Raw genomic sequence first — 22,352 nt, forward strand, 5'->3', positions numbered from 1 at the left:
AAAAAGTGGGAATAAGATAAGTTTTCTGGCGTGGGAAGTAAAATCCAGTGTGGCCCTAATCAGCAAAATTTCGCCAGATCTCCTGAATGTCTTCCATAAAGAAGCCACGATAGAGAAGAAAACGCTGCACTTTCGCCTTCGCCTGCCACTCTGTTGGCAGCGGCGTGCCAAACTTGCGTTCGGCCAGTTCACGCGCCAGTGGCTGCCAGTCAATTTCACAGGCCATTATCGCTGACTCACCAATGGCACGTTCGATGCCCTTTTGCTTCAGTTCCTGACGAATACGCTGGGGGCCGTAACCCTTCCGGCTACGACTGGCAATAAAGCGTGACGCAAACTGAACGTCGTCCAGCCAGCGATGTTCGTAACACCAGGCGATGACTTTATCAATATCTTCCTGAGTGACCGCAGGTTCATCCTCTTTAGCAAATTTTGCCGCAAAGGCAGAAGGCGTCGCCAGCTTACGGCGCAGCTCATGTTCGCTGTGGTCACGCATGGCAAGAATACGGGTCGCCTTATCCAGAAGGCGGGCAAAAGGACTGCGGCGGGGGGAAGCGGTGTTGTCGGACATAAGGTCGTATGGCAAAAGTAGAGATTGGAAGAGAGAAAACACAAAGGGCCGCATTAGCAGCCCTTTGTATTATTTTAGAAGTCTTCGTTGGTTTCGACCGCGTCTTCGTCGTGATCATCTACCGTAAAGTCCGGCGTGCTGTCCTGGTTATTCAGCAGCATTTCTCGCAGTTTTTTCTCAATTTCTTCCGCCATCGGCTTGTTCTCTTTCAGGAAGTTGCTGGCGTTTGCCTTGCCCTGACCGATTTTTTCGCCGTTGTAGCTGTACCAGGCACCCGCTTTTTCAATCAGCTTGTGCTTCACGCCCAGGTCAACCAGCTCACCGTAGAAGTTGATACCTTCGCCGTAGAGGATCTGGAATTCGGCCTGTTTAAATGGCGCGGCAATTTTGTTTTTAACCACCTTCACGCGGGTTTCGCTACCGACGACGTTTTCGCCATCCTTCACGGCACCGATACGACGAATGTCGAGGCGGACAGAAGCATAGAATTTCAGCGCGTTACCACCGGTTGTGGTTTCCGGGTTACCGAACATCACGCCAATTTTCATACGGATCTGGTTGATGAAGATCAGCAGCGTATTGGACTGCTTCAGGTTACCCGCCAGCTTACGCATAGCCTGGCTCATCATACGCGCCGCAAGGCCCATATGAGAATCACCGATTTCACCTTCGATTTCTGCTTTCGGCGTCAGCGCCGCAACGGAGTCAACGATGATGACATCAACCGCACCGGAACGTGCCAGCGCGTCACAGATTTCCAGCGCCTGCTCACCGGTGTCCGGCTGGGAACACAGCAGGTTGTCGATATCAACGCCTAGCTTTTTGGCATATACCGGGTCCAGCGCGTGCTCGGCATCGATGAACGCACAGGTTTTACCGCCACGCTGCGCGGCAGCAATGACCTGCAGGGTCAACGTCGTTTTACCGGAAGATTCAGGCCCGTAGATTTCTACGATACGGCCCATTGGCAGACCGCCTGCGCCCAGAGCGATATCCAGAGAAAGTGAACCGGTAGAGATCGTTTCCACGTCCATGGAACGGTCTTCACCCAAGCGCATGATGGAGCCTTTACCAAATTGCTTTTCAATCTGGCCCAGTGCTGCCGCTAACGCCTTCTGTTTGTTTTCGTCGATAGCCATTTCTACTCCTGTCATGCTGAGCGATGCGATGATTCGCAACCCCGCGTTCTCAATACTGTTTCGTTGAGGCAATTATACTGTATGGTCATACAGTATCAAGTTTATTTTTTAGAAAATCGTCCCACAGGCTCTGCAGCGCGAATTCCGTGGCCTGGCGGCGAACGGCATCGCGATCGCCGTCAAAGCGCTGCACTTTTGCCAGCGTTCTGCCGTGCCTATCGGCGAAACCAAACCACACTGTACCGACCGGTTTTTCAGGCGTGCCGCCATCGGGCCCGGCGATACCGCTGACAGAAACCGCATAGTCCGCTTTCGCTGCGGCAAGGGCACCTTGTGCCATCTCAAGCACCACGCCTTTGCTGACGGCACCATAGGCTTCCAGCGTGGATTCATTCACGCCGATCAGCTGATGTTTGGCTTCGTTGCTGTAGGTCACAAAGCCTCGCTCAAACCAGGCAGAGCTGCCCGCAACGTCGGTAATCACTTTCGCAATCCAGCCGCCGGTACAGGATTCTGCGGTGGTCACAGTGGCCCCAAGCTGCCCAAGGGCATTCCCTACCCGCTGGCTTAGCTTAAACAATGCGCTGTCTGTCATGCTGGCTCCGATTGTAGACATATCATTAGCCAACACGATAGCACTTTACGGGCGTTACAGGGGATTACATCGGGATACTCGGGAAGGCTTCCAGAAGTGGAACGGCCAGCAAACGCTGGCCGGAGAAAAGCTATTTCATGCTGTCGGCGATGGTGTTCACGTTATGCTTGAACGCCTTTTCATAGGTGCTTGCCGGGCCGCCAGGGCCTGAAAGCGCCTCAGGATACAGCTCACCGCCGGGCTTAGCGCCGGTCGCGCTGGCAATTTGCTTCACCAGGCGTGGGTCGGTCTGGTTTTCGATGAAATAGGTAGAGATGTGTTCATCTTTCAGCTGTTTAATCAGAGAAGCAACGTCGCTGGCGCTGGCCTGAGCTTCCGTGGAGAAGCCCACCGGCGCCAGGAACGTGACGCCATAAGCCTCACCAAAGTAACCAAACGCATCGTGGCTGGTCAGTACCTTACGGTTAGTTTGTGGCACATCCGCGAAGCGTTTTTTCGCCCAGCTATCGAGCTGCTTCAGGCGGGCAGCATAACTATCGCCACTTTTGCGGATCGCCGCCGCGTCCTGCGGGTCGGCAGCAGCCAGCGCCGCGGTAATATTTTCCGCATAAACCGCTCCGTTTGCCGCACTGTTCCACGCATGTGGGTCAGTAATAGATTTACCGTCTTCTTCCATGCTGCGGGTGTTAATCCCCTGGGAAGCCACGATAACTTTGCCTTTGTAGCCGGACGCCGTTACCAGGCGATCCATCCACCCTTCCATACCGAGCCCGCTCACAATCACCACATCCGCGTTACGCAACGCGACGCTGTCTTTCGGCGATGGTTCAAAGCTATGCGGGTCACCATCCGGCCCAACCAGGCTGGTAACTTTGACATGGTCGCCGCCAACCTGTTTAGCCATGTCAGCCAGCACGGTAAAACTTGCCACTACATTCAGCGTTTTCGCCGCAGCCATCTGGCTGGAGAGCGCCATAGCCAGCGCAATACCTATCCCTAAACGTTTCATTTAACCCCCTTCATGATTGCCAATTTCCGACGCAGCAGGCTCCCTGCAAGCACGCTGCGCGGTCCGAAAAGTATTGAGATAAAGAATGCTACGCTCGCGGTAAGCACAATGGCCGGCCCGGCGGGTAAGGAGGCGTAGAAAGACCACACCAGCCCTAACCAGGCGCAAATCAGGCCACACACTACGGCAAGCGCAATCGATCCTGGCAGCGTCTTAGCCCAGCAGCGCGCGGCAATGGCGGGCAGCATCATGAGGCCGACGGACATTAATGTGCCAAGAATTTGGAAGCCAGCCACGAGGTTCAGCACCAGCAGCGCCAAAAATGTGCCGTGGATCAGCGACGGCAGCAGCCGGTTATTCACTTGTAAAAAGCTGCGGTCGAACGACTCCAGCACCAGGCCACGATAAAGAAGCGCAAGCGCTATCAGCGTGACGCTAGCAATGAGTCCAACAAACTTAATGGCCTCGCCATCAACGGCGAGAATCGAACCAAACAACAGGTGCAGGAGGTCCACGCTCGAACCGCGCAAAGAAATCAGCGTCACGCCGAGCGCCAGCGAACCAAGGTAGAATCCGGCAAAGCTGGCATCTTCTTTTAACGGCGTCCGGGCGCTAACCCAGCCGGAAAGTAAGGCCACCAGAACGCCAGCCACAAACCCACCGATACCCATCGCCACCAGCGACATGCCGGCAACCAGATAGCCCACGGCAACGCCGGGCAAAATAGCGTGAGAAAGCGCATCCCCCACCAGACTCATGCGGCGCAGCAGCAAAAATATCCCCAACGGAACGGTGCTGAGGGAAAGCGAAAGGCAGGCCACCAGCGCGCGACGCATAAAGCCGTAAGCCACAAAAGGCTCAATAAAAAGGTGATAAATCATGCGGTTTGTACCAGCCGTGGGCGAAAGGAAGCGTATTGCGCTAAGGCTTCGTCGGCGTTACCCCACTGGTAGCCATCCGACGTGAGCAGCAAGACCTCTGGAAAGTGGCGGCGCACCAGCTCGTTGTTATGCAGCACGCTGATAAGCGTCTTTCCATCCCGATGCATCTGGCAGATGAGTTCCATTAAAAATTCGCTGGTCTGCGCATCCACCCCGGTGAACGGTTCGTCAAGCAGTACCAGCGGCGCATCCTGAACCAGCAGACGGGCAAATAGCATGCGCTGAAACTGCCCCCCGGAAAGCACATCAATCGGTCGCAGGTAGTGTTCACTTAAACCCACGCGCTCAATCGCCTCCATCACTCGCTCACGGTGCTGACGACGAAGACCGGAAAACAGCCCACGTCCCGGCCAGCTTCCCATGCACACTACGTCATAAACCGTGGCGGGAAACTGCCGATCCATCTCTCCCAGCTGCGGCAGCCAGGCAATACGCGGGCGCATATTGTCCTGAAACTTTACGCTACCGGAAATAGGAGGCAGCAGCCCGGCCAGAGTTTTTAACAGCGTCGATTTACCGCAGCCGTTCGCCCCGATCACCGCCGTCATGCTGCCACGCCGGAACTGGCCGCTGAGGGCCGACACAACCACGTTGCCGTAATAGCCCAGCTCGAGATTCTGCAATTCGATCATGGCAGGATAACCGCCCAGTGAATGGCGCCCCACAGGCCGAGGATCAGCAGCGCGACAAGGGCCACGCGAAGCAGCCCGGAAAGGCTAAACAGTGAAGAGGGAGCTACAACAGACATACCGGCACCAATATTGTTTCGTTATAACATAACATAATCTACCCGATAGCCCTTGTAAATTTCTGTTTTACACCTCGGCATAAACGAACCCTCAATCGTTCTCTTTTTTACTCCCCACCCGTAAAGCAAAAGTTTCACCGGTCCTTTCACATGCCAAAACCTTTTATATCGATGGATTTATATTCCACAATAAGACCCAAATCGGCTTTGACAGGCTGCTGGTAAGCGTCGATGGTAGCGATCTCAACGCCGGGGTCACGACCTATAACGAGGTTTACACCGACAGCGGCATTAGCCATGAATTTCTCACCGCGCTGCGTGAAAAGGCGTGAAAGTGATTGCCACCGGAGAAGAAGATGAATCAACGAATGATTAACGCCGCACGAGAAACCCTGCTGCTGGAATTACAGGAGGCGAGCCGCCTGCCGGACAGACTTGGAGAAGGTTTTGTTGCCGCAGCCAGCGCCGTACTCGCCTGCCAGGGGAAAGTGATTGTTTCCGGCATGGGCAAGTCCGGGCATATCGGGAAGAAAATCGCCGCCACGTTTGCCATCACCGGCACACCAGCCTTCTTCGTTCACCCTGCCGAAGCGTTACACGGCGATCTGGGGATGATCGAAAGCCGCGACATCCTGCTGTTTATCTCCTATTCCGGCCATGCGAAAGAGCTGGATTTAATTATTCCTCGCCTGCAGGAAAAGGCCGTGACGTTGATTGCCATTACCGGCAAAGCGCAGTCGCCGCTGGCGAAGGCGGCCTTTGCCACGCTGGATATTTCAGTTGAGCGCGAAGCCTGCCCGATGCGCCTTGCGCCGACTTCCAGCGCGGTGAATACGTTAATGATGGGGGATGCGCTGGCTATGGCGGTGATGCAGGAGCGTGGCTTCAATGAAGAGGATTTTGCACGTTCACACCCGGCCGGTGCGTTAGGCGCACGTTTGTTAAACCGGGTTCATCACCTGATGCGCACCGGCGAACAACTCCCGCAGGTGGCGGATAGTGCCTCCGTAATGGACGCCATGCTGGAGCTAAGCCGCACAGGGCTGGGGCTGGTTGCCGTCTGTGACAAAACGCAGCAAGTTGCAGGGGTCTTTACCGATGGCGACCTGCGCCGCTGGCTGGTGGGCGGCGGTAAACTGGAAGCCGGGATCAACGACGCCATGACGAAGAGTGGCACGGTGCTGAACGCGGAAACCCGGGCGATAGACGCCCAAGAGGTGCTGATGAAAAAACGCATTAGCGCGGCGCCGGTCGTGGATGAAAGCGGCAGGCTGCTTGGGGCCATTAACCTGCATGATTTTCATCAGGCAGGGATTTGATAGCCGTCTCTGTCGCCCCCAAATGAGGGCGACAGAACGCTTTACTGAACGCGAGCCAGCGCTACGGCCTGGCCTAATTGCCACACCGCCATCGCATAATGGGTGCTGTGGTTGTAGCGGGTAATGGCGTAAAAGTTTGGCAGCCCGTACCAGTACTGGTAACGGTCGCCCATATCCAGGCGCAGCAGGCTCACTTCCTGATGATTGCCCAAAGAGCCCTGTGGACTCAGGCCAGATTGCCCCAGCGCCGCCACGGAGTATTTGGTGTTGAAGCCGTTAGCCAGCCCCGGCACCTGACCATTGGCCGGCACGGCAACCATGTCGCCCTTCTCCCAGCCGTGCGCTTTGAAATAGTTCGCCACGCTGCCAATAGCATCTTCCGGATCCCACAGGTTTACGTGGCCGTCGCCGTTGAAGTCCACCGCGTACTCTTTAAATGAAGACGGCATAAACTGCCCGTAGCCCATTGCCCCGGCGAAGGAGCCTTTCAGCGCCAACGGATCGTCCCCTTCATTACGCGCCATCAGCAGGAAGGTTTCCAGCTCGCCCGCAAAGTATTGCGCGCGGCGCGGGTAGGCAAAAGCAAGCGTCGCCAGAGCATCTACAATGCGCGTTTTCCCCATTACGCGGCCCCAGCGGGTTTCAACCCCGATGATCCCGACGATGATTTCCGGCGGCACACCATAAACCTGGTACGCGCGGTTCAGGGCCGATTCATACTGATTCCAGAACTTAACGCCGTTTTGTACGTTATCCGGCGTGATAAATTTAGCCCGATAGCGTAACCATGCCCCGTTCGGCCCGGCAGGTGGCGCCGTCGTCGGAGCCTGCTGATCCATCAGGCGCAGCACGTAGTCCAGACGTTTAGCCTGGGACAACACTTCATGCAGCTGGCGACGGTCGAAACCATGGTCATTCACCATTTTGTCGATGAATTTCTCTGCTTCCGGGTTGTAGGCAAAGTCACCGGTTTGCATGAAAACATCGTGCTGCGGCTGCAGCAGGAAACCGCCCGACGGCGTACCGCTGGTTGTCTGCTGCTCGGCGGTTTTCGGCTTACTGCTACAGGCGGAGAGTAAAACCAGCATAGGAAGAAGTGCTGCGGCTGAATAACGCATCTGATGGGCTGTCCCTGTGAATGTTCGCGAAAGTTTCGCAATAATGGTAATCCATAATCACTCATCTGAGTATGCCCCTCGCGCCCTTCTGCCGTTAAAATAGCACCGGCAGCCCCAGCGCACGTTTCACTTCATCGGCCGTTTGCTGAGTCAGCGCCCGCGCTTTTTCACTCCCGGCTTTGAGTACCTCAAGCAAATACGCTTTGTCCTCGATAAAGCGGTTCCGCCGCTCTCTTATCGGTGCCAGTAGGTTCTGCAGACAGGTTTCCAGCTCATTTTTACACTGGCGATCCCCAAGCCCACCGCGCTGGTAGTGCGCTTTCATCGCCTCTACTTTCTCTTTGTCTTCATGGAAAGCATCCAGATAAGTAAACACCACATTACCTTCAATTTTTCCCGGATCGCTAACACGCAGGTGCGTCGGGTCGGTAAACATGGCGCTCACGGCCTGATGGATCTGCTGCTCGCTGGCTGAAAGCGTGAGCGTGTTACCCAGGGATTTTGACATTTTAGCGTTGCCGTCAATGCCCGGCAGGCGGCTGACCGGACTGAGTAACGCTTTGCAGCCGGTTAATATCGGCGTCGGCGTCAGGCTATTCATCTTGTGCACAATTTCATTGGCCTGTTCGATCATCGGCAGTTGATCGTCCCCCACCGGCACCAGGCTGGCTTTAAACGCTGTGATATCAGCGGCCTGGCTTATCGGATAGACAAGAAAACCTGAAGGCAGAGAGCGGGCGAATCCCTTCTGTGCAATCTCGCTTTTTACCGTCGGGTTTCTTTCCAGCCTGGCGACGGTCACGATGTTCATATACAGCATGGTGAGCTCGGCCAGCGCGGGCAGCGAGGACTGCAGGCAGATAGTCGTTTTCAGAGGATCAATACCTACCGCCAGATAGTCCGCCATCACCTGTAGAATATTTTCGGCGACTTTCTCCGGGCGGCTGCCGTTGTCGGTTAACCCCTGAAGGTCGGCCACCAAAATGTACTGCTGATGCTCATCCTGGAGCTGAACGCGTTTGCGCAGCGAGCCAACATAGTGCCCAAGGTGCAACTGCCCGGTTGGACGGTCGCCGGTTAGAATGGTTTGCTGCAAAGAGTGTGTGCTGCTCATAAATGCCTCCTGAGGCTGATAAATATTGCCGGAGGGCGAACAGATAAAACGAAATAGCCGCCTTCCGGCGGCTATTAGAAAAGGGTGAACGAATTCTTGCCGCCTCTAAAGAGACAGCCACCAGCGGCTAACCATAAGCGGGGTGTTATTTCTGTTCATCGGGTTACCCTATCACACTTCGCTTCGGTTTCCGTAGCGGGATTTAAAAGTTTATAATTTCCCCATCGTTCGCAAGATGCCCTCGCGACGAGCAGATAAAAAAGGAAAATTGGGAATCTATGGTTGTTATGAATGATCCTTCTCCAGGCGTCCTGTCGGTTTTCGATTTTGACGGCACGCTGACCCATAGCGATAGCTTTGTCCCGTTCCTGCGGTTTGCCTTCGGACGCAAAACCTTTGCACGCAAGATGATGCGCATGGCCATTCCGACGCTCAAATGCCTGCGCAGGAAGCTAACCCGCGATGAATTAAAAGAAGTGCTGATTTCAACCTTCTTAACCGGCGTGAACGAGAAGTGGGTTAAGGAGAAAGCCGAAGTTTATTGCGCCAAAAACTTCGAAAAAATGATGCGCCCCCGTGGGCTGATGGCGGTTGCCGCCGAGCTGCGCTCTGGCGCTGAAGTTACGCTGTGCTCCGCATCGCCGGCCATCGTGCTGCTACCTTTCGCCGAACGCCTGGGCGTTAAGCTCATCGGTACTCAGCTTGAAGTGGTGGACGGTATGTTAACCGGCCGCATTAACGGCCATAACTGCCGCTGCAGCCAGAAAATTCAGCGTCTGGAACAGGTTTATGGCCCGCTCAACCAGCTGCATTTGCGCGCCTGGGGGGATTCAAGAGGGGATTATGAGCTGCTGACCGCCGCCCGGGATTACCACTGGCGTCACTTCCATCGCTCCTGGTCTCGCCGTCGCTCACCTATCGAAAGATTACGTCTCGACAAACATCTCTGAGTCAGGTGAACAAGACGCCGTCACCCGAAGGAGTCAGACTGCTGACATACCTCTGACGAAAGAAGAAATACCAGACGGCTCGTCAAAAAACAGGAAAATCAATTTATTGATTTTCGGCTGATAGCCACAAAGAGGGAAAAACCACGCTTTTTCCCTCTTTGTCAGCAACCTCACGCCCTCGCCCGAAGGCGTCCTTCAACTTACTTAATTCTTGCTGTCGCTCGATTCGGCTTTCGCCGGGAACATCACGCTGAGGATGATGCCCACGGCCAGCACGCCCAACACAACGTACAGGCTGGCGGTGGCCGAAATGCTGTAACCGTGATGCCAGATGTGCTCGCTGGCGTTAAGTCCAAGCTTAACGGCGATAAAGAACAGCAGTACCACCACCGCTTTTTCCAGGTGAACGAGATACTGTTTTAACGCTTCCAGCACAAAATACAGGGTACGTAAGCCGAGTATCGCGAACATCATTGCGCTGTAGACGATAAGTGGTTCCCGGCTGACGGCAATAATGGCCGGGACGGAATCAAAAGCAAACATCACGTCAGAAAGCTCAACCACCGCCACGCAAAGCATCAGCGGCGTAGCATACAGCGTGGCTTTTTTAACTCGCCCAACGGCGATGGCCTGGTTTTCTGGCTTCGCCAGTTCCCGGTCTACCTCAGCCTGGTTAAGCAGAAATTTGCGCCCGGCAAGTTTAGGCCAGAGGGGAAAGAAGCGTTTTACCAGCCGATAAGCCAGATGCTGAGAGTAATCCTCAACTTCGTCTTCCCCGTCGTTGCCTTTGAGCATCATCACCGCCGTCCACGCCACAATTAACGCAAACACGATTTCAACATAAGGCCCCAGCGACAGCAGCCCCGTGCCGATCGCCACAAAAACGCCTCTGAAAACAATCGCGCCGATAACACCCCAGTAGAGCACGCGGTGCCGGTAGCGATCCGGAATACCAAACCAGGCAAAAATCGCCATCATCACGAACAGGTTATCGACGGAAAGCACCTTTTCAAGCGCATAGCCGGTGATAAACAGGCTGGCCACTTCCGCCCCGTGATGAATATATAAAAAACCGGCAAAAAGCATTGCCACTGCAACCCAGAACACCGACCACAATGCGGCACTTTTCAGCGAGATAGGCTCGTCTTTGCGGTGCATAAAGAGGTCGATGAAAATGGCCCCTACCGAGAGCGCCAGAAACACCGCTACCGTTTCGGTCGGGAAACCAATATGTGTAGATACCATGTTTTATCCTTCAGGAATGACGGAGGCGGTTTCGGGGGATCCGGCGCCGCCTCACTCCATTCAGGATAAGACCTTCAGGCAAAAATGGTATGTTTTTTCTGACATTGGCGAATAAACCGACGTCTGGCTTAAATCGCTCGGGCATCCCCCGCGTACTGCGCAACGGCCTGTTGTAACCTCGCCGTCTGGCTATCATTGGCCGGGCTTATCATCGCGTAGTTATAGCGGCGATCGCTCCAGTATTGTGCCGTCAGGTTATCGGCCTGCCGCTCCCCTTTCCCCAGCGTAAACATACCGGAAGGCCGGATGTAATAAGCCACGCGCGTTCCCCGGTCATCCTGGTAAACCACCAGTGCCGCCGGGCCCTGCTCGGTCACCATTAAGCGCCCGCCTACCAGCGTAAAACCGTAGTTATCCAGATCGGGGGCCAGCGCCCCGTTAATAAAATAACGGCTCATCCAGTTGTTTACCTCAGTGCGATCGCTGGCCACTACGTCCAGCGCTTTCACGCTGCCGCTGTTTACCAGGCGATAGGCCTGCACGGCATCTTCCATCGGCAGAATTTGCCGCAGAACCTCGCTGGCATGCAGTTGCCACCCGGCCACGCCCCCCATACCGACGGAGAACAGCAGGCTAAAAGCAACGGCGAGTCGCCACTGGCGGGTTCGCCGGATCTGCTGGCGCGCCCGCTGCACTTCCGAAGCAGGGGCAGAAACCTGCGGCACAAATTCATCCAGCGAGAGACGTAAGTGCCGGGCATCGGCCTGCCATTTCCTGACCTGTGCGGCCTGCTCCGGGTGTTGCTGCAAATAGTGCTCCACCCACTTTTGACGCTCTTCATCCAGTTGCCCGTCAACCCAGGCATGGAGATCCTGTTCGTCAGGTATGCGCGATTTCATTTCAACCTCCTTAACGCCGGGGCCGATGACGCTCCCTCATCCCATTTTTGCAGCTGTTTTCTGGCGCGGGACAAGCGCGACATCACGGTACCCAACGGAATATCCAGCGACTCAGCCGCCTCTTTGTAACTCAGGCCTTCCACGCTGATGAGCAGTAGCAACGCGCGCTGCTCCACGGGAAGCTGGCTGAACATCACCAGCATATCGTCATTGATCAGCATCTCTTCCGCTGACGCTGCCACCGGGTTTTCATCGCCGGTAAACAGCGACAAAATGCGCTGATAGCGTCTTTTTCGCCGCTCGCCGTCAATGAATTGCCGATAGAGAATGGAGAACAACCAGCTGCGAAGGTTTTCTCTGGCCGCCAGATCCCTTTCCCGGCTGAAAGCTTTCTCAAGACAGGACTGCACCAGATCCTCCGCGGCGTGAGGATTACGCGTGAGCCATAGGGCGAAACGCTGCAGATGCGGCAGCATTTCCCGTATTTCCTGTTCGCTCAGTTTTGACATGATTTACTCCACTGCGCGATGTTAATTCCGGCCTCTGTGACCCGTCATGCTGCTGAACACGCCATCACGCAATAGCAGCGCATGGAACAATGCGGCGGTCAGATGCAGAACCACGGTGACGAACAGCAGCAGCGCAAGCCAGGTATGCAGCGGCCGAAGCACGGCATAAAGCTCTATATTTTTAGCCACCAGCGCAGGTAACGTGATGCCGTCTCCCAGCGTCACGGGATAGCCCGCCGCGGAGAGCATTGCCCACCCCACCAGGGGCTGAGCCACCATCAGAAGATAGAGCAGCCAGTGGGATAAGTGCGCCAGAGCCACCTGAAAACCAGGCAGATGCGCCGGGAGCGGCGGCGTTTTATAACGAAGGCGAAGATACACCCTCAGAACGACCAGCAGCAAAATGGCGACGCCGAGCGGTTTATGCAATGAGTATAAAAATGCGTGCAGGCCCGACACCGTGGACACCATTCCCACGCCAATGAACAGCATCGCCACGATCATCAGCGCCATCGCCCAGTGAACGACACGCAGCAGAGGGTGAAAATAAGCTACTTTGTTCATAACCCTGCCCCTTTATTTACCTGAGCTTCTTCATGCGTCCGGCGATTGAAGGATGACGAGTAAGCCGCAGAGCGCGCGCTGAGCAGCGGATCGTCTGACCCCGAGATACCGTCTGGCAGTATCAGCGGATCGTAGTTGATGTCCCGGCAGTCGCCGTCGGCCTGATCTTGTGCGGAAGTCAGCACCAGCGTGCCTGCGTTAAGCTTTTGGTGGCTATCGGGCCAGGCTTTTGTCGCATCGTTTATCACGTCACCTTTTTCAGCCACGCTGATTAGCAAATTCCATTTTAGCGGCCCCTGCTGCAGGCGCTGCTTGAGGTCCTGCTGAAGGAACAAAGGATTCGCTTTGTCTTGCGCCGTCACTGGCGTACCGGGGGTTTGCGCCTGCATACTCCAGCGCACACCGTGAACGTCTCCTGCTTTGTTGGTAAACAGGAAAGCATTCAGGCTGTTGTAGCTATCGCTGGCCCAGCTGGACGTTGGCACATAGCTCTTCACCCAGGCAAAAAACGGCTTTGCCTCCGGGTGAGCGCTGATAAATGCCTTCATTTTGGCGGGATCGGGTTTGCCCGTTTTAGGATCGGGAATGCCGGCTATTTGTTGATCGTAGAAGCCCTGAGGCGTAGCGACGCTAAAGAACGGCAGGGCGTTCATCCCCGTGCGCCACTCCTGGCCATCGCGGGTGATAAACTGCAGCGCCATACTGCGCACCGGAACCGCCCCGTCGGGCGCATTGGGATTACCGCCGGCAATCGCCAGACGGCCAATGACTGGCGTCTTACCCGGCAGAAAAACCGTTGCTTTTGACAGCGCGCTGGCGCTGCCGTTGGAATCAAAATACCCCACCACGCAGACGCCTCTGGCATGGTTGCGGCGATAACCGGGGTGCTCTCCTGCCGTTTTTTCCAGCGCATTAACCAGCTTGTCAGGGGATAAACGCCCCGGCGTCAGCGCCCCCCAGGCCCAGGCAAACAGCAGACAGAGGGCTAACGGAATGGCGACTATCACGGCGCCACGCAGGAAAAATTGCTGCGGATAGCGCAAACGTTTAAACATCGCGCAGAAAGATGGGCGGGGTTCTCGCATAGGTTCGACTCACAATAATGAAACGGCATTTGGCTTTTGAGCACATAGGACGAACGAGATGAACATTTATTCCCGGGCCTTAAAGTTTTTTTGCCCTCTGTATTCCATCATCAAAAGCAGGGAGATTGCTGTAATTAACTTTCATGTAATCCGGGGGCGTAGATTTTAAAATATTGGCTCAGCCTTTTTCATTAATAGCTAAAAATTTAAACCTTAAATAAATGATAAACATTTGTTAGCAGACGTAACGAACGTACCTGGAGAATTATTGCAAGCCCTCGACACCAGGTTTAAAGCATAAAAACAAAGTGAAACCACAAATGAAAAGCAAAATCATTTGGCTTAGGGAGAACAAAAATAAACGCCATTGTTATTTATGGAATAAAGCATTCCCCCCTCGTCAACACTGCACCCATCGGTACAAAACCGCCCTATTGACAACGTTTTGCCTGCAGATTAATTTTCTTTCCAACCTGATAGCCTGCATAACAACTTACCCTCCTGTATTCACTGCGGGAAAAATACGCTAACAACACCATTAACATCACGCTCAATATTAATTAAAAGAGAGTTATTATGTTTAAAAACCTTTCCGTAGGCTCGCGAATTAGCGGCAGCTTCATCATTATTTTATTAACGCTGATTGTGCTGACGCTGGTGGCAATTATGCAGGTAAATAAAATAAACAACGCGCTGATCGCCATTAACGATGTCAATAACGTTAAACAGCGCTACGCCGTTAATTTCCGGGGCAGCGTGCATGACCGTTCGATTGCCATACGCGACGTGACGCTGGTTCCGGCAGGCGAGCTGCAAGGGGTTGTCGAACACATCCGCAAGCTGGAGCAGGATTACCAGGCCTCCGTCCAGCCGATGGAAGGTCTCTTTGCTCAGGGCAACGACGTTACCGTGGAAGAGCGTGCCCAATACGAAAAGATAAAAGAAGCCGAGCAGCAAACTCTGCCGCTGGTGAATGAGATTATCGCCCTACAACAAAAAGGCGATGTGGAAGGCGCGCGCCAGGTAATCCTCAATCAGGCTCGCCCAGCATTTGTTCACTGGCTGGCCACCATTAACGGTTTTATCGACATGGAAACGCAGCTTAACGACACGCTTGCGAATACGGCGCGCGGTATTGCGAGAACATTCCACCTCCTGATGCTCACGCTGGCGCTGGTTGCCGTCGCGCTTGGCCTGCTTATCACCTGGTCCACCACTCGCAAAATCACACTTTCCCTCGGCGGTGAGCCGGTTGATTTGCTGCGCATGACCAATGCCATCGCCGCCGGAGACCTGACGCAGACGCCTGAACTGCGTAAAAAAGATACCAGCAGCATTCTCGCCTCGCTGAGCCATATGCAAAATGCGCTGCGCCAGCTGGTGCTGGAAGTACGTCAGAACGCAGAGAGTGTGGCGAGCGCCAGCGCGGAGATTGCCAGGGGAAGCAGCTCACTTTCTGCAAGGACCGAGAACCAGGCCGCGGCGTTGCAGCAAACTTCAGCGGCGATGGACCAGGTAGCGAGCACGGTGCGTAACAATGCGGAAAGCGCACAGTACGCCAGTAAGCTTGCCAGCTCTGCCGCCAGCGAAGTCGCCCAGGGGAGTGAAATGGTGCAGGGGATCGTCAGCACGATGGAGGAGATCACTCAGGAGTCCGTGCGCATTGCCGACATTACGTCGGTGATCGAGGGGATAGCTTTCCAGACCAATATTCTGGCGCTTAACGCTGCCGTTGAGGCGGCAAGGGCTGGTGAACAGGGCCGAGGTTTTGCCGTGGTGGCTACCGAGGTTCGCGCCCTCGCTCAACGCTCCTCCAGCGCAGCAAAAGAAATTAAAGGCCTGATTACCGGCTCGGTGCAGCGGGTGAACAGCGGCGCGCAGGAGATAGACCAGGCTGCGGAAACCATGAGCAAGATTTTGACCACCGTCAGCCAGGTGAATAGCATCGTAAACGAAATTGCGCATAACTCTGCTGAACAGGCGACCGGCGTTAATGAGGTTGCTCAGGCCGTTGCACAGATGGATAAAAACCTGCAGCAGAACGTTGCGATGGTAGAGGTGACTTCCTCGACGGCAACCTCTCTCGATACGCAATCCCGCGTGCTGCGAGAAACCGTCAGCGTTTTCCAGGTTGCGTCCTGAGACAAAAAGGTACGGGGAATCATCATTCCCCGTTATTTTATTTCGGGAAATTAATCACCAGGTGGCTGTTGTCGTCCTTATCGTTCAGCGAGCAGCCCGGGGCTTTATCGCTCGCGCTGAAGGAAACCACAGGGCCGGGACGCATATCTTTAGGCCCTTGCTCGCGGCTATGATGAAAATGACCGCCGCCGCCCCACACCAGCGTTTTACGAGCGCCAATAGCACGCTCTTCCTTTTCTGCGGCTGCGTTCCAGGCAATATTGAGCGCCAGCCGCTTGTTCATGTATTTGATAGCTTCCATCGGCGTTTTTGGCGCAGCACCCGGAATATGGCGGTCAATGCCGGCGACGGAAATGCCGGCTTTGTGCGCTTCATAGAGTGCCCCGGCAACCTTATCCACCCAGGCCTCGCCGTGTTTTGACCAGGCATTCATGATGAAGTTTTTGGTCGCCTCTTTGCCATGGGCCAGCGCTTCGCGAAACAAGGCGTTATCGCTGTACTTCACAAACTCTACCGCCAGCAGATCCACTCCAGCCTTTTTCAACTCGGGAATGGCATGCCCGACAAATTCAGGGATCGCAAGCTGGCCATGCACATCGCCCAGATAGGCAAGCTTGTTATCACGGAACAGGTTAGCCAGGGCCTGAACGGGATCGTTTACCGGCGGCTTAATTTTAATATCAGGATGGATCCTTCCGCTGGCACTAAGGGCGGCGGGTTGAACGCGGTTTGACTGACCGACTGCAGAAAACATGGTTATCTCCGATGGGGTAATGTTTTCTGGTAAGTGGGTAACTGAACATTGAGTTCCTGAAAGCAGGATAAAAAAGATGTGTCTAAACGCAACATCCGGCTACTCAAGCGGGTAGCCGGTTCAGGCAGGCGTTATCTTTTATAATAGTTGTTGAGGCTTTTGATGTAGTTCATACAGCCCATCACGCTGGGATCGGTGCTGGTATATTTATAGTCTTTGATGATGCCCTTGCTGTCGGTAGAGATCTGAATTTTGCAGCTGTAGTTGACCGGCACAAACGTGGTCTGTGTTGTCGTGGCCTCAAACGGCTTGCCGTTTACCGTGCCAGAGGTGGTTTGCGGCGCGACATAGGGCTCGGCCCCCGTGCTGTTCGCGACCCACGTATAAACTTTTGTATCGTCGAACGTTTGCTGGTTATCCGGATAGCCCAAAATTTTGAAAGCGACGGTTTTATCCTGGCCCACCAGGCCGCGCAGCCCTTCATCAAGCTGTTGAAAAGAAACGCATCCCGTCACCGCCAACGCGCACGCCAGTACCCACTTTTTCATAGACACCCTGGAATTTAACCGTTTAAACAAAATGAAGGCGAAAAAGTTCGCCAAACTGAGGTATTACAGCCAACCGCCGCCAGAACATATCAGAATGGCACCGAGTTGCGAGGCTTTAAGCAATGTCGTTTAACCGCTGTTTTCCTGACTTTGATACTCCGTTATCATGGGCCATCAGCGGGACGATTCCCACGCACAGTTTACGCCCTATTAGTGAGTGATAATGAGAACCAGAAACATCACTAACAACTTAAAATTCAACGAAATGGATATCATTACTCCATGAGCACTAGCGAAACCTTCGACGCCCACACCCCAATGATGCAGCAGTACTTCTCTAGACAATCTAATGTCATGATCTAAAATGAATAAATATAAAAACCCTCTTCAAAAGTTACTTATAGGCTACATATGAAAAGGATAATCGGTTATCTCTTCACATTACTCTTACTTGTTGTGCTTGTGTATGCAGGATTAGTAAAGGGCGATGTATTCCCTGAATGGATCATGAGTAAGAAGCTCATGATTCGTTGTGGATTGATAGGTGTTCTTGGTGGAACTCTTTACTGCATTCGTGGAGTATATCTAAACAAATGTGTTAGGAATTGTTGGGATGACCGTTGGCATGTTTGGTATGTATTAAGACCTATCGTTAGTGGCATCTGCGGTGTAGTGGCTTATCTATTCCTTAAAGCTGGATTAATAGTGTTAGATGCATCACAAAATGGCAGTGGTGGTGACTACGGATATATGGCATTTGCCTTCTTTGCAGGGTTGAATGTCGATAAGTTCGTTGGCAAAATTGAAGATGTTGGTATGGCTATTTTTGGGATTGAAAAATCTCGCACAGCAAGATCGGGTGATAATTCCGATCAGAAATAATTAAAAAGGATATGATATGTCTGCAAAGATATGCTTCTTTCCCGTTGGGAATGGGGATATGACCCTCATCCAAACGGAAGATGATAAAAATATTTTAATAGATTGTCGCATCAGGGATGGTGAAGAACATCCTGATGTTCGCACCCAACTCAGAGAAAAGCTTCCTCGAAATAACGAAGGTCGTTTGTTTGTCCATCTTTTTATTTGGACTCACCCTGATTCAGATCATTGTGATGGGGTGGCTGACCACTTTCATTTAGGAAAACCAGAAGATTGGAGTGAGAAGAACGATAAAATTTTTATAAATGAGATTTGGTCAAGTCCAATTGTATTCAGGCGACACCATGCACAAAATCATCCGTTATGCGATGATGCAATAGCTTTGAATAAAGAAGTTAAGAGAAGAGTTAATCTTTATAAAGAAAAAAATTATTTGGATGGAGTTGGAAACCAAGTTCTGGTCTTAGGAAAAGACGAAGATGGGAAAACAGACGACATACCAGGTATCCTATTAGAATTAGACCAAACAACCCGCTGGATTAATCAAAGTTATTCTTCATATTTTGAAGCTCATTTATTGGGTCCTTCACCCAAGAAAGATCTTGATGAGTTGGAAGATAAATTAGGTAAAAATCATTCCAGCGTAATAATAAATTTTGAAATTAAAGGTGACAATAAAACTGCACACTTTTTAAGTGGTGGTGATGCAGAAGTCGTTTGTTGGGAAGGTGTTAGAGATCGTTTAACCAATAAATATTCTATGTCATGGTTAGATTATGACATTTTACAAGCACCACATCACTGTTCTTGGCATAGTCTATCTCATGATAGTTTAAGCAAAAAAGGAGATGATGCTAAAACTTCCGAGAAAGCTATGGAAGTTTTTAATAGAGCAAAAGAAAAAGCATTTATAATTTCAAGCTCTAAAACAATTGAAAATGACGAAAAAGATCCTCCAGCATACCGAGCCAAAGAAGAATATGAAAAAATAGTAGATGATGTGCAAGGTCAGTTTTTATGTGTGTCAGACCATAAAAAGAATGGAGAGAATATTCCGTTAGAGATTGAAATTTCCGATAACGGTATTAAGAAAATTGCTGCATCTGCATTAGGTATGGCCGAATCATCAAGTGCCGCTGTAAATAGACAAGGTGGTGGTGGTTATGCCTGATTGTCTTAATAAAAAGATAGATCAGTTGAGCACTATCCTTGCACCTTATGGTGCAAGGAAGCTTTCTACGAATGAATTATCAAAATTCAACGGTAAATATGTTTGTGCTTGGGAATTAGTAACTGATTTAGAATTTAGTAATGAACCTATTGTATTGCAACTAAGATACAAAACTCTTAGTCAATTTGACATCCCAGATGTGTTTATTTCCTCACCAAAAATTGATGTTTGCCAACTCCCACACTTGGAAAAAAATGGCAAGTTATGTGTTTGGCCTGACAGTTATATCATCGATCATAATGATATGACCTATGCAGTCGATTTACTAAACGATGCTATACTAATGCTAAGAAAAGGAATAAATGGTGATCTAAATGAGGATTTTATTGATGAGTTCCAGAACTATTGGATTTATCAATGTAATAAAATAGATCGACTTATAAGCCAGTGTGATCTAACAAATAAAAACACAAGGTTGGTTTTCGGTTATCGGACCCGGAAATTTGGAGTAATATATTCTGACACACAAAAAGAATTAATTAACTGGTTGGAAAACCAAAAAATATTGCCATTAGAATCGGATGGAAGTAATTCAAAAGATAAACGAATAAGGCAACAGCAACTCTCTAAAGTAGTTTCAATTCCATTGATATTCTTCAATGAAGCCTGGTATCCGAGTCAGTATCCCAAAACTGCAAGGGATTTTTTTGAACTCATAAATCAGCAACAGGAAGATCCAGAAAGCACTATTGAATTGATCTTAAGATCTTGTGCTAATATGTTCAATGTCAAGCCCATAATTCTAGTTTCATTCCCAACGCCTTCTGGGATGAATATTATAGGAATACAGATTCCTAAGGGAGTTAGTGATCTTGCCACTGACCGCTTTGATACCAGAGGTATTAGTCGGGGTCGATTCAGAAATACAGCTTTATTAGATGGTTATAGAAATTACATTGATGGAAAGATTTTAAAAAATAGAATAGGCCAAACTAAAACAGAAAATCTTATAGTAGACCGTTCTGACGATTCTTGGTTAACGGGTCGTGAGCATAACAAAACTTACAAGAAAATCTCTGAACATAAAGTAGCTATCGTCGGATGTGGTTCAGTAGGATCTTCGGTATCAAGACTGTTACTTCAATCAGGCATTAGAAAAATGATGCTTTGGGATGATGATTTAATGAAGAGTGAAAACTCCTCTCGTCATCTATTAGGATTTGATTCTGTTTATAAAAATAAAGCATTAGCTCTTGCCTCAAGGCTACGGGAAGAGTTTCCAAATGTCTATATAGAAGCTTTTAATGAAGATTGGACAGAAGATTCCAAGAATAACAAAAAAATTGCAGAAGCCGATATTATAGTAAGCTGCACTGCACATTGGAATACTGAACAGCAGTTAATTAAAAGACAGTCGGAAGACATTCTCGGTGCTATTGTCTTTGCATTTGTTGAAGCTCATGCAATGGCGGGGCATGTAATAGTCAACCAAGTGGATTCTAATGCTTTTAATAGCTGGCATATTACAGAAGGCAAAAATATAGGTGCATTAAAATATCCTGCTACTTACTGGAAAGAAAATACTCGTAAAAGAATAGCAGCATGTGCCGGAGAGTTCCAACCATACGGAGCTATCCCTTTGACTAATTTACATGCTCTAACGGCAAGAACTGTAATAGATCTAATCATGGATCGTTTTTCAAATAAATCTTTTGCATATAGTTACATAGGAAGAGAAGCAGAGCTTTTAGAACTTGGTGGTAACTGGAATGATAAATGGATTGCACAATTCGGAAACCCAGGAAAGGGTGATTGTATTATACCTTTGATTTTTGAAAATTCTAATTGGGAAAAAAGTGATGCATAAATTTCATTGTGCCGAATTAGATTTCAAAATATGCATCAGCCAAAGCATAGTAGATGAATTATTTTCTCATCGTCAAACCCACTGTTTTAGTAAAGAATCAGGAGGTATGCTATTTTCCAATAATCTCAATGATTCTGAGATTGAAATCAATAAAATAACTACACCAGGCTCTACTGACTTGAGGAAAAGAAATTATTTCAAGTTAGATGAGAAAAAAGCCAAAGAAGATATCATATCGTTATTCAAGCAGGGTTTCCACTACTTAGGTGATTGGCATACACATAACGAAGGAATGGCAAGCCCATCAGGAACAGATATCCGCAGTATCCAAGACTTATTTATCAAATCAGGTCATACAAGACCTTTTTTTCTCATGCTAATAATCCCAAACAAAGAAAATATTTCACACTGTTATTTATCAGCAGCAGATGGGAAGATGTTATATAAATTCACATATCAAAAACCAAACAAATAAAAAGGTTGTAATTATATGAATAGCACAAGTAAATCATATCCACGGTGGTTAATCATATTAATACTGTTATTTATTTTTGCTGGCTTCGTTGTTCTTGGGGTAATAATTAATCATAAGTATCACTCTAATGAAAGCTTATCTAAATATATACTCTTAATTCCCCCTGCAATTTTGTCATTAGGTTTTTCTGTATTTTATAAAAGATACGAAGTACAAGCTGAGTGGCTATTTTCATTTGCGACAGCTTCGGCTGCGATAAGTTTATGCGTTGATTCTTTACCTGGTGTCCAAAATGACCTTTTCCCTATATTCCTTCAAAGCGGGTTAGGCTATGCACTTCTCGTAATAATTGCAGCATTGTCGTTCGCAAAAATAATTTCGGCTTTCGTCAGTAGATTCATAAACTAATCATATTTCAATTCTTAAAAGTGTAGTTAATATTTTCAGTTGCTACACTTTTTTACAGGAAAGAAAACAAAAGGGAATACAATAATATAATATATAGGTAGTAAAATTATAAATGTTTCACCAAGACTATTGCTGTTAGCTAATAGTTCATTAACGAAAAAAGTGTATATGAATGATAACAGGAACATAAAAGCTAACAGATATAGTATTTTTTTATTATTAATCATAATCAGGCCTCATCTATTTTAACAATAATCCATTGATACAACATTATATGAGTATGTCAATAGCATCTATAT

Annotated in this window: 22 protein-coding genes; 7 read left to right on the forward strand and 15 right to left on the reverse strand. The window is 50.3% G+C overall.

Features of this window, described 5'->3' with window-relative positions:
* Positions 1–55: 55 nt before the first annotated feature.
* The 6 genes from recX to VW41_18795 form a co-directional block, all read right to left on the reverse strand.
* A complete protein-coding gene (recX, locus tag VW41_18770; GenBank protein AJZ90903.1) occupies positions 56–571 on the reverse strand; it encodes a recombination regulator RecX in 516 nt (171 codons plus the stop codon).
* A gap of 74 nt (positions 572–645) precedes the next feature.
* The gene (gene recA / locus VW41_18775) at positions 646–1,710 is read right to left on the reverse strand and encodes a recombinase A (protein ID AJZ90904.1); all 1,065 of its coding nucleotides are present in this window, start codon (positions 1,708–1,710) and stop codon (positions 646–648) included.
* Positions 1,711–1,795: 85 nt separating this feature from the next.
* Positions 1,796–2,305, reverse strand: coding sequence for a hypothetical protein (locus VW41_18780; protein AJZ90905.1), 510 nt, complete (start codon positions 2,303–2,305; stop codon positions 1,796–1,798).
* 130 nt (positions 2,306–2,435) lie between these two features.
* Positions 2,436–3,314: a metal ABC transporter substrate-binding protein gene (locus tag VW41_18785; protein AJZ90906.1), complete on the reverse strand. Its 879-nt coding sequence runs from the start codon at positions 3,312–3,314 to the stop codon at positions 2,436–2,438.
* Positions 3,311–4,195, reverse strand: a complete 885-nt coding sequence (locus tag VW41_18790) for an iron ABC transporter (GenBank protein AJZ90907.1) — start codon at positions 4,193–4,195, stop codon at positions 3,311–3,313. Before VW41_18790 ends, VW41_18785 begins: the two co-directional genes overlap by 4 nt.
* Positions 4,192–4,887, reverse strand: a complete 696-nt coding sequence (locus VW41_18795) for an ABC transporter (GenBank protein AJZ90908.1) — start codon at positions 4,885–4,887, stop codon at positions 4,192–4,194. Before VW41_18795 ends, VW41_18790 begins: the two co-directional genes overlap by 4 nt.
* A 472-nt stretch (positions 4,888–5,359) precedes the next feature.
* Here VW41_18795 and VW41_18800 point away from each other — a divergent pair, with 472 nt between their 5' ends.
* Positions 5,360–6,322, forward strand: a complete 963-nt coding sequence (locus VW41_18800; GenBank protein ID AJZ90909.1) for an arabinose 5-phosphate isomerase — start codon at positions 5,360–5,362, stop codon at positions 6,320–6,322.
* Between the two features lie 41 nt (positions 6,323–6,363).
* Here the strand turns inward: VW41_18800 and VW41_18805 are convergent, their stop codons facing one another.
* On the reverse strand, positions 6,364–7,440 hold the full coding sequence (locus VW41_18805) for a murein hydrolase effector LrgB (protein ID AJZ90910.1): 1,077 nt from the start codon (positions 7,438–7,440) through the stop codon (positions 6,364–6,366).
* 94 nt (positions 7,441–7,534) lie between these two features.
* Positions 7,535–8,554 carry a tryptophanyl-tRNA synthetase gene (locus VW41_18810; protein AJZ90911.1) on the reverse strand — a complete coding sequence of 340 codons (1,020 nt, stop codon included), beginning with the start codon at positions 8,552–8,554 and terminating at the stop codon, positions 7,535–7,537.
* 287 nt (positions 8,555–8,841) lie between these two features.
* On the opposite strand from VW41_18810, the gene VW41_18815 reads away from it, so the two are divergent.
* Complete coding sequence (locus tag VW41_18815) at positions 8,842–9,504, forward strand: HAD family hydrolase (protein ID AJZ92024.1); 663 nt, start codon at positions 8,842–8,844, stop codon at positions 9,502–9,504.
* Between the two features lie 204 nt (positions 9,505–9,708).
* Here VW41_18815 and VW41_18820 read toward each other — a convergent pair whose 3' ends face one another.
* The 5 genes from VW41_18820 to VW41_18840 form a co-directional block, all read right to left on the reverse strand.
* A complete protein-coding gene (locus VW41_18820; protein ID AJZ90912.1) occupies positions 9,709–10,749 on the reverse strand; it encodes a tellurium resistance protein TerC in 1,041 nt (346 codons plus the stop codon).
* Positions 10,750–10,877: 128 nt separating this feature from the next.
* Positions 10,878–11,648: an anti-sigma factor gene (locus tag VW41_18825; protein ID AJZ90913.1), complete on the reverse strand. Its 771-nt coding sequence runs from the start codon at positions 11,646–11,648 to the stop codon at positions 10,878–10,880.
* Complete coding sequence (locus VW41_18830) at positions 11,645–12,157, reverse strand: RNA polymerase subunit sigma-24 (protein AJZ90914.1); 513 nt, start codon at positions 12,155–12,157, stop codon at positions 11,645–11,647. The genes VW41_18825 and VW41_18830 overlap by 4 nt, the downstream gene beginning before the upstream one ends.
* A 21-nt stretch (positions 12,158–12,178) precedes the next feature.
* On the reverse strand, positions 12,179–12,721 hold the full coding sequence (locus VW41_18835) for a cytochrome B561 (protein AJZ90915.1): 543 nt from the start codon (positions 12,719–12,721) through the stop codon (positions 12,179–12,181).
* Positions 12,718–13,776 (reverse strand): catalase, encoded by a 1,059-nt coding sequence (locus VW41_18840; GenBank protein AJZ90916.1) that lies wholly within the window; start codon positions 13,774–13,776, stop codon positions 12,718–12,720. The genes VW41_18835 and VW41_18840 overlap by 4 nt, the downstream gene beginning before the upstream one ends.
* 606 nt (positions 13,777–14,382) lie before the next feature.
* On the opposite strand from VW41_18840, the gene VW41_18845 reads away from it, so the two are divergent.
* On the forward strand, positions 14,383–15,948 hold the full coding sequence (locus VW41_18845; protein AJZ90917.1) for a hypothetical protein: 1,566 nt from the start codon (positions 14,383–14,385) through the stop codon (positions 15,946–15,948).
* A gap of 37 nt (positions 15,949–15,985) precedes the next feature.
* Here VW41_18845 and VW41_18850 read toward each other — a convergent pair whose 3' ends face one another.
* Together VW41_18850 and VW41_18855 are read right to left on the reverse strand one after the other, a co-directional pair.
* Positions 15,986–16,588: a Type III secretion system effector HopBA1 gene (locus VW41_18850; GenBank protein AJZ92025.1), complete on the reverse strand. Its 603-nt coding sequence runs from the start codon at positions 16,586–16,588 to the stop codon at positions 15,986–15,988.
* A 245-nt stretch (positions 16,589–16,833) separates the two neighbouring features.
* Positions 16,834–17,250 (reverse strand): hypothetical protein, encoded by a 417-nt coding sequence (locus tag VW41_18855; GenBank protein ID AJZ90918.1) that lies wholly within the window; start codon positions 17,248–17,250, stop codon positions 16,834–16,836.
* Between the two features lie 411 nt (positions 17,251–17,661).
* Between VW41_18855 and VW41_18860 the strand changes: the two genes are divergently transcribed.
* The 4 genes from VW41_18860 to VW41_18875 are packed head-to-tail and all read left to right on the forward strand — an operon-like array spanning position 17,662 to position 21,645.
* The gene (locus tag VW41_18860) at positions 17,662–18,132 is read left to right on the forward strand and encodes a hypothetical protein (GenBank protein AJZ90919.1); all 471 of its coding nucleotides are present in this window, start codon (positions 17,662–17,664) and stop codon (positions 18,130–18,132) included.
* A gap of 16 nt (positions 18,133–18,148) precedes the next feature.
* On the forward strand, positions 18,149–19,303 hold the full coding sequence (locus tag VW41_18865) for a hypothetical protein (protein ID AJZ90920.1): 1,155 nt from the start codon (positions 18,149–18,151) through the stop codon (positions 19,301–19,303).
* Entirely contained in the window at positions 19,296–21,170 is a 1,875-nt protein-coding gene (locus VW41_18870; protein ID AJZ90921.1) for a hypothetical protein, read from the forward strand. Before VW41_18865 ends, VW41_18870 begins: the two co-directional genes overlap by 8 nt.
* Positions 21,163–21,645, forward strand: a complete 483-nt coding sequence (locus VW41_18875) for a hypothetical protein (protein AJZ90922.1) — start codon at positions 21,163–21,165, stop codon at positions 21,643–21,645. The genes VW41_18870 and VW41_18875 overlap by 8 nt, the downstream gene beginning before the upstream one ends.
* Positions 21,646–22,352 lie beyond the last annotated feature (707 nt).

Source organism: Klebsiella michiganensis (genome assembly GCA_000963575.1).
Taxonomy (GTDB): Bacteria; Pseudomonadota; Gammaproteobacteria; order Enterobacterales; family Enterobacteriaceae; genus Cedecea; species Cedecea michiganensis_A.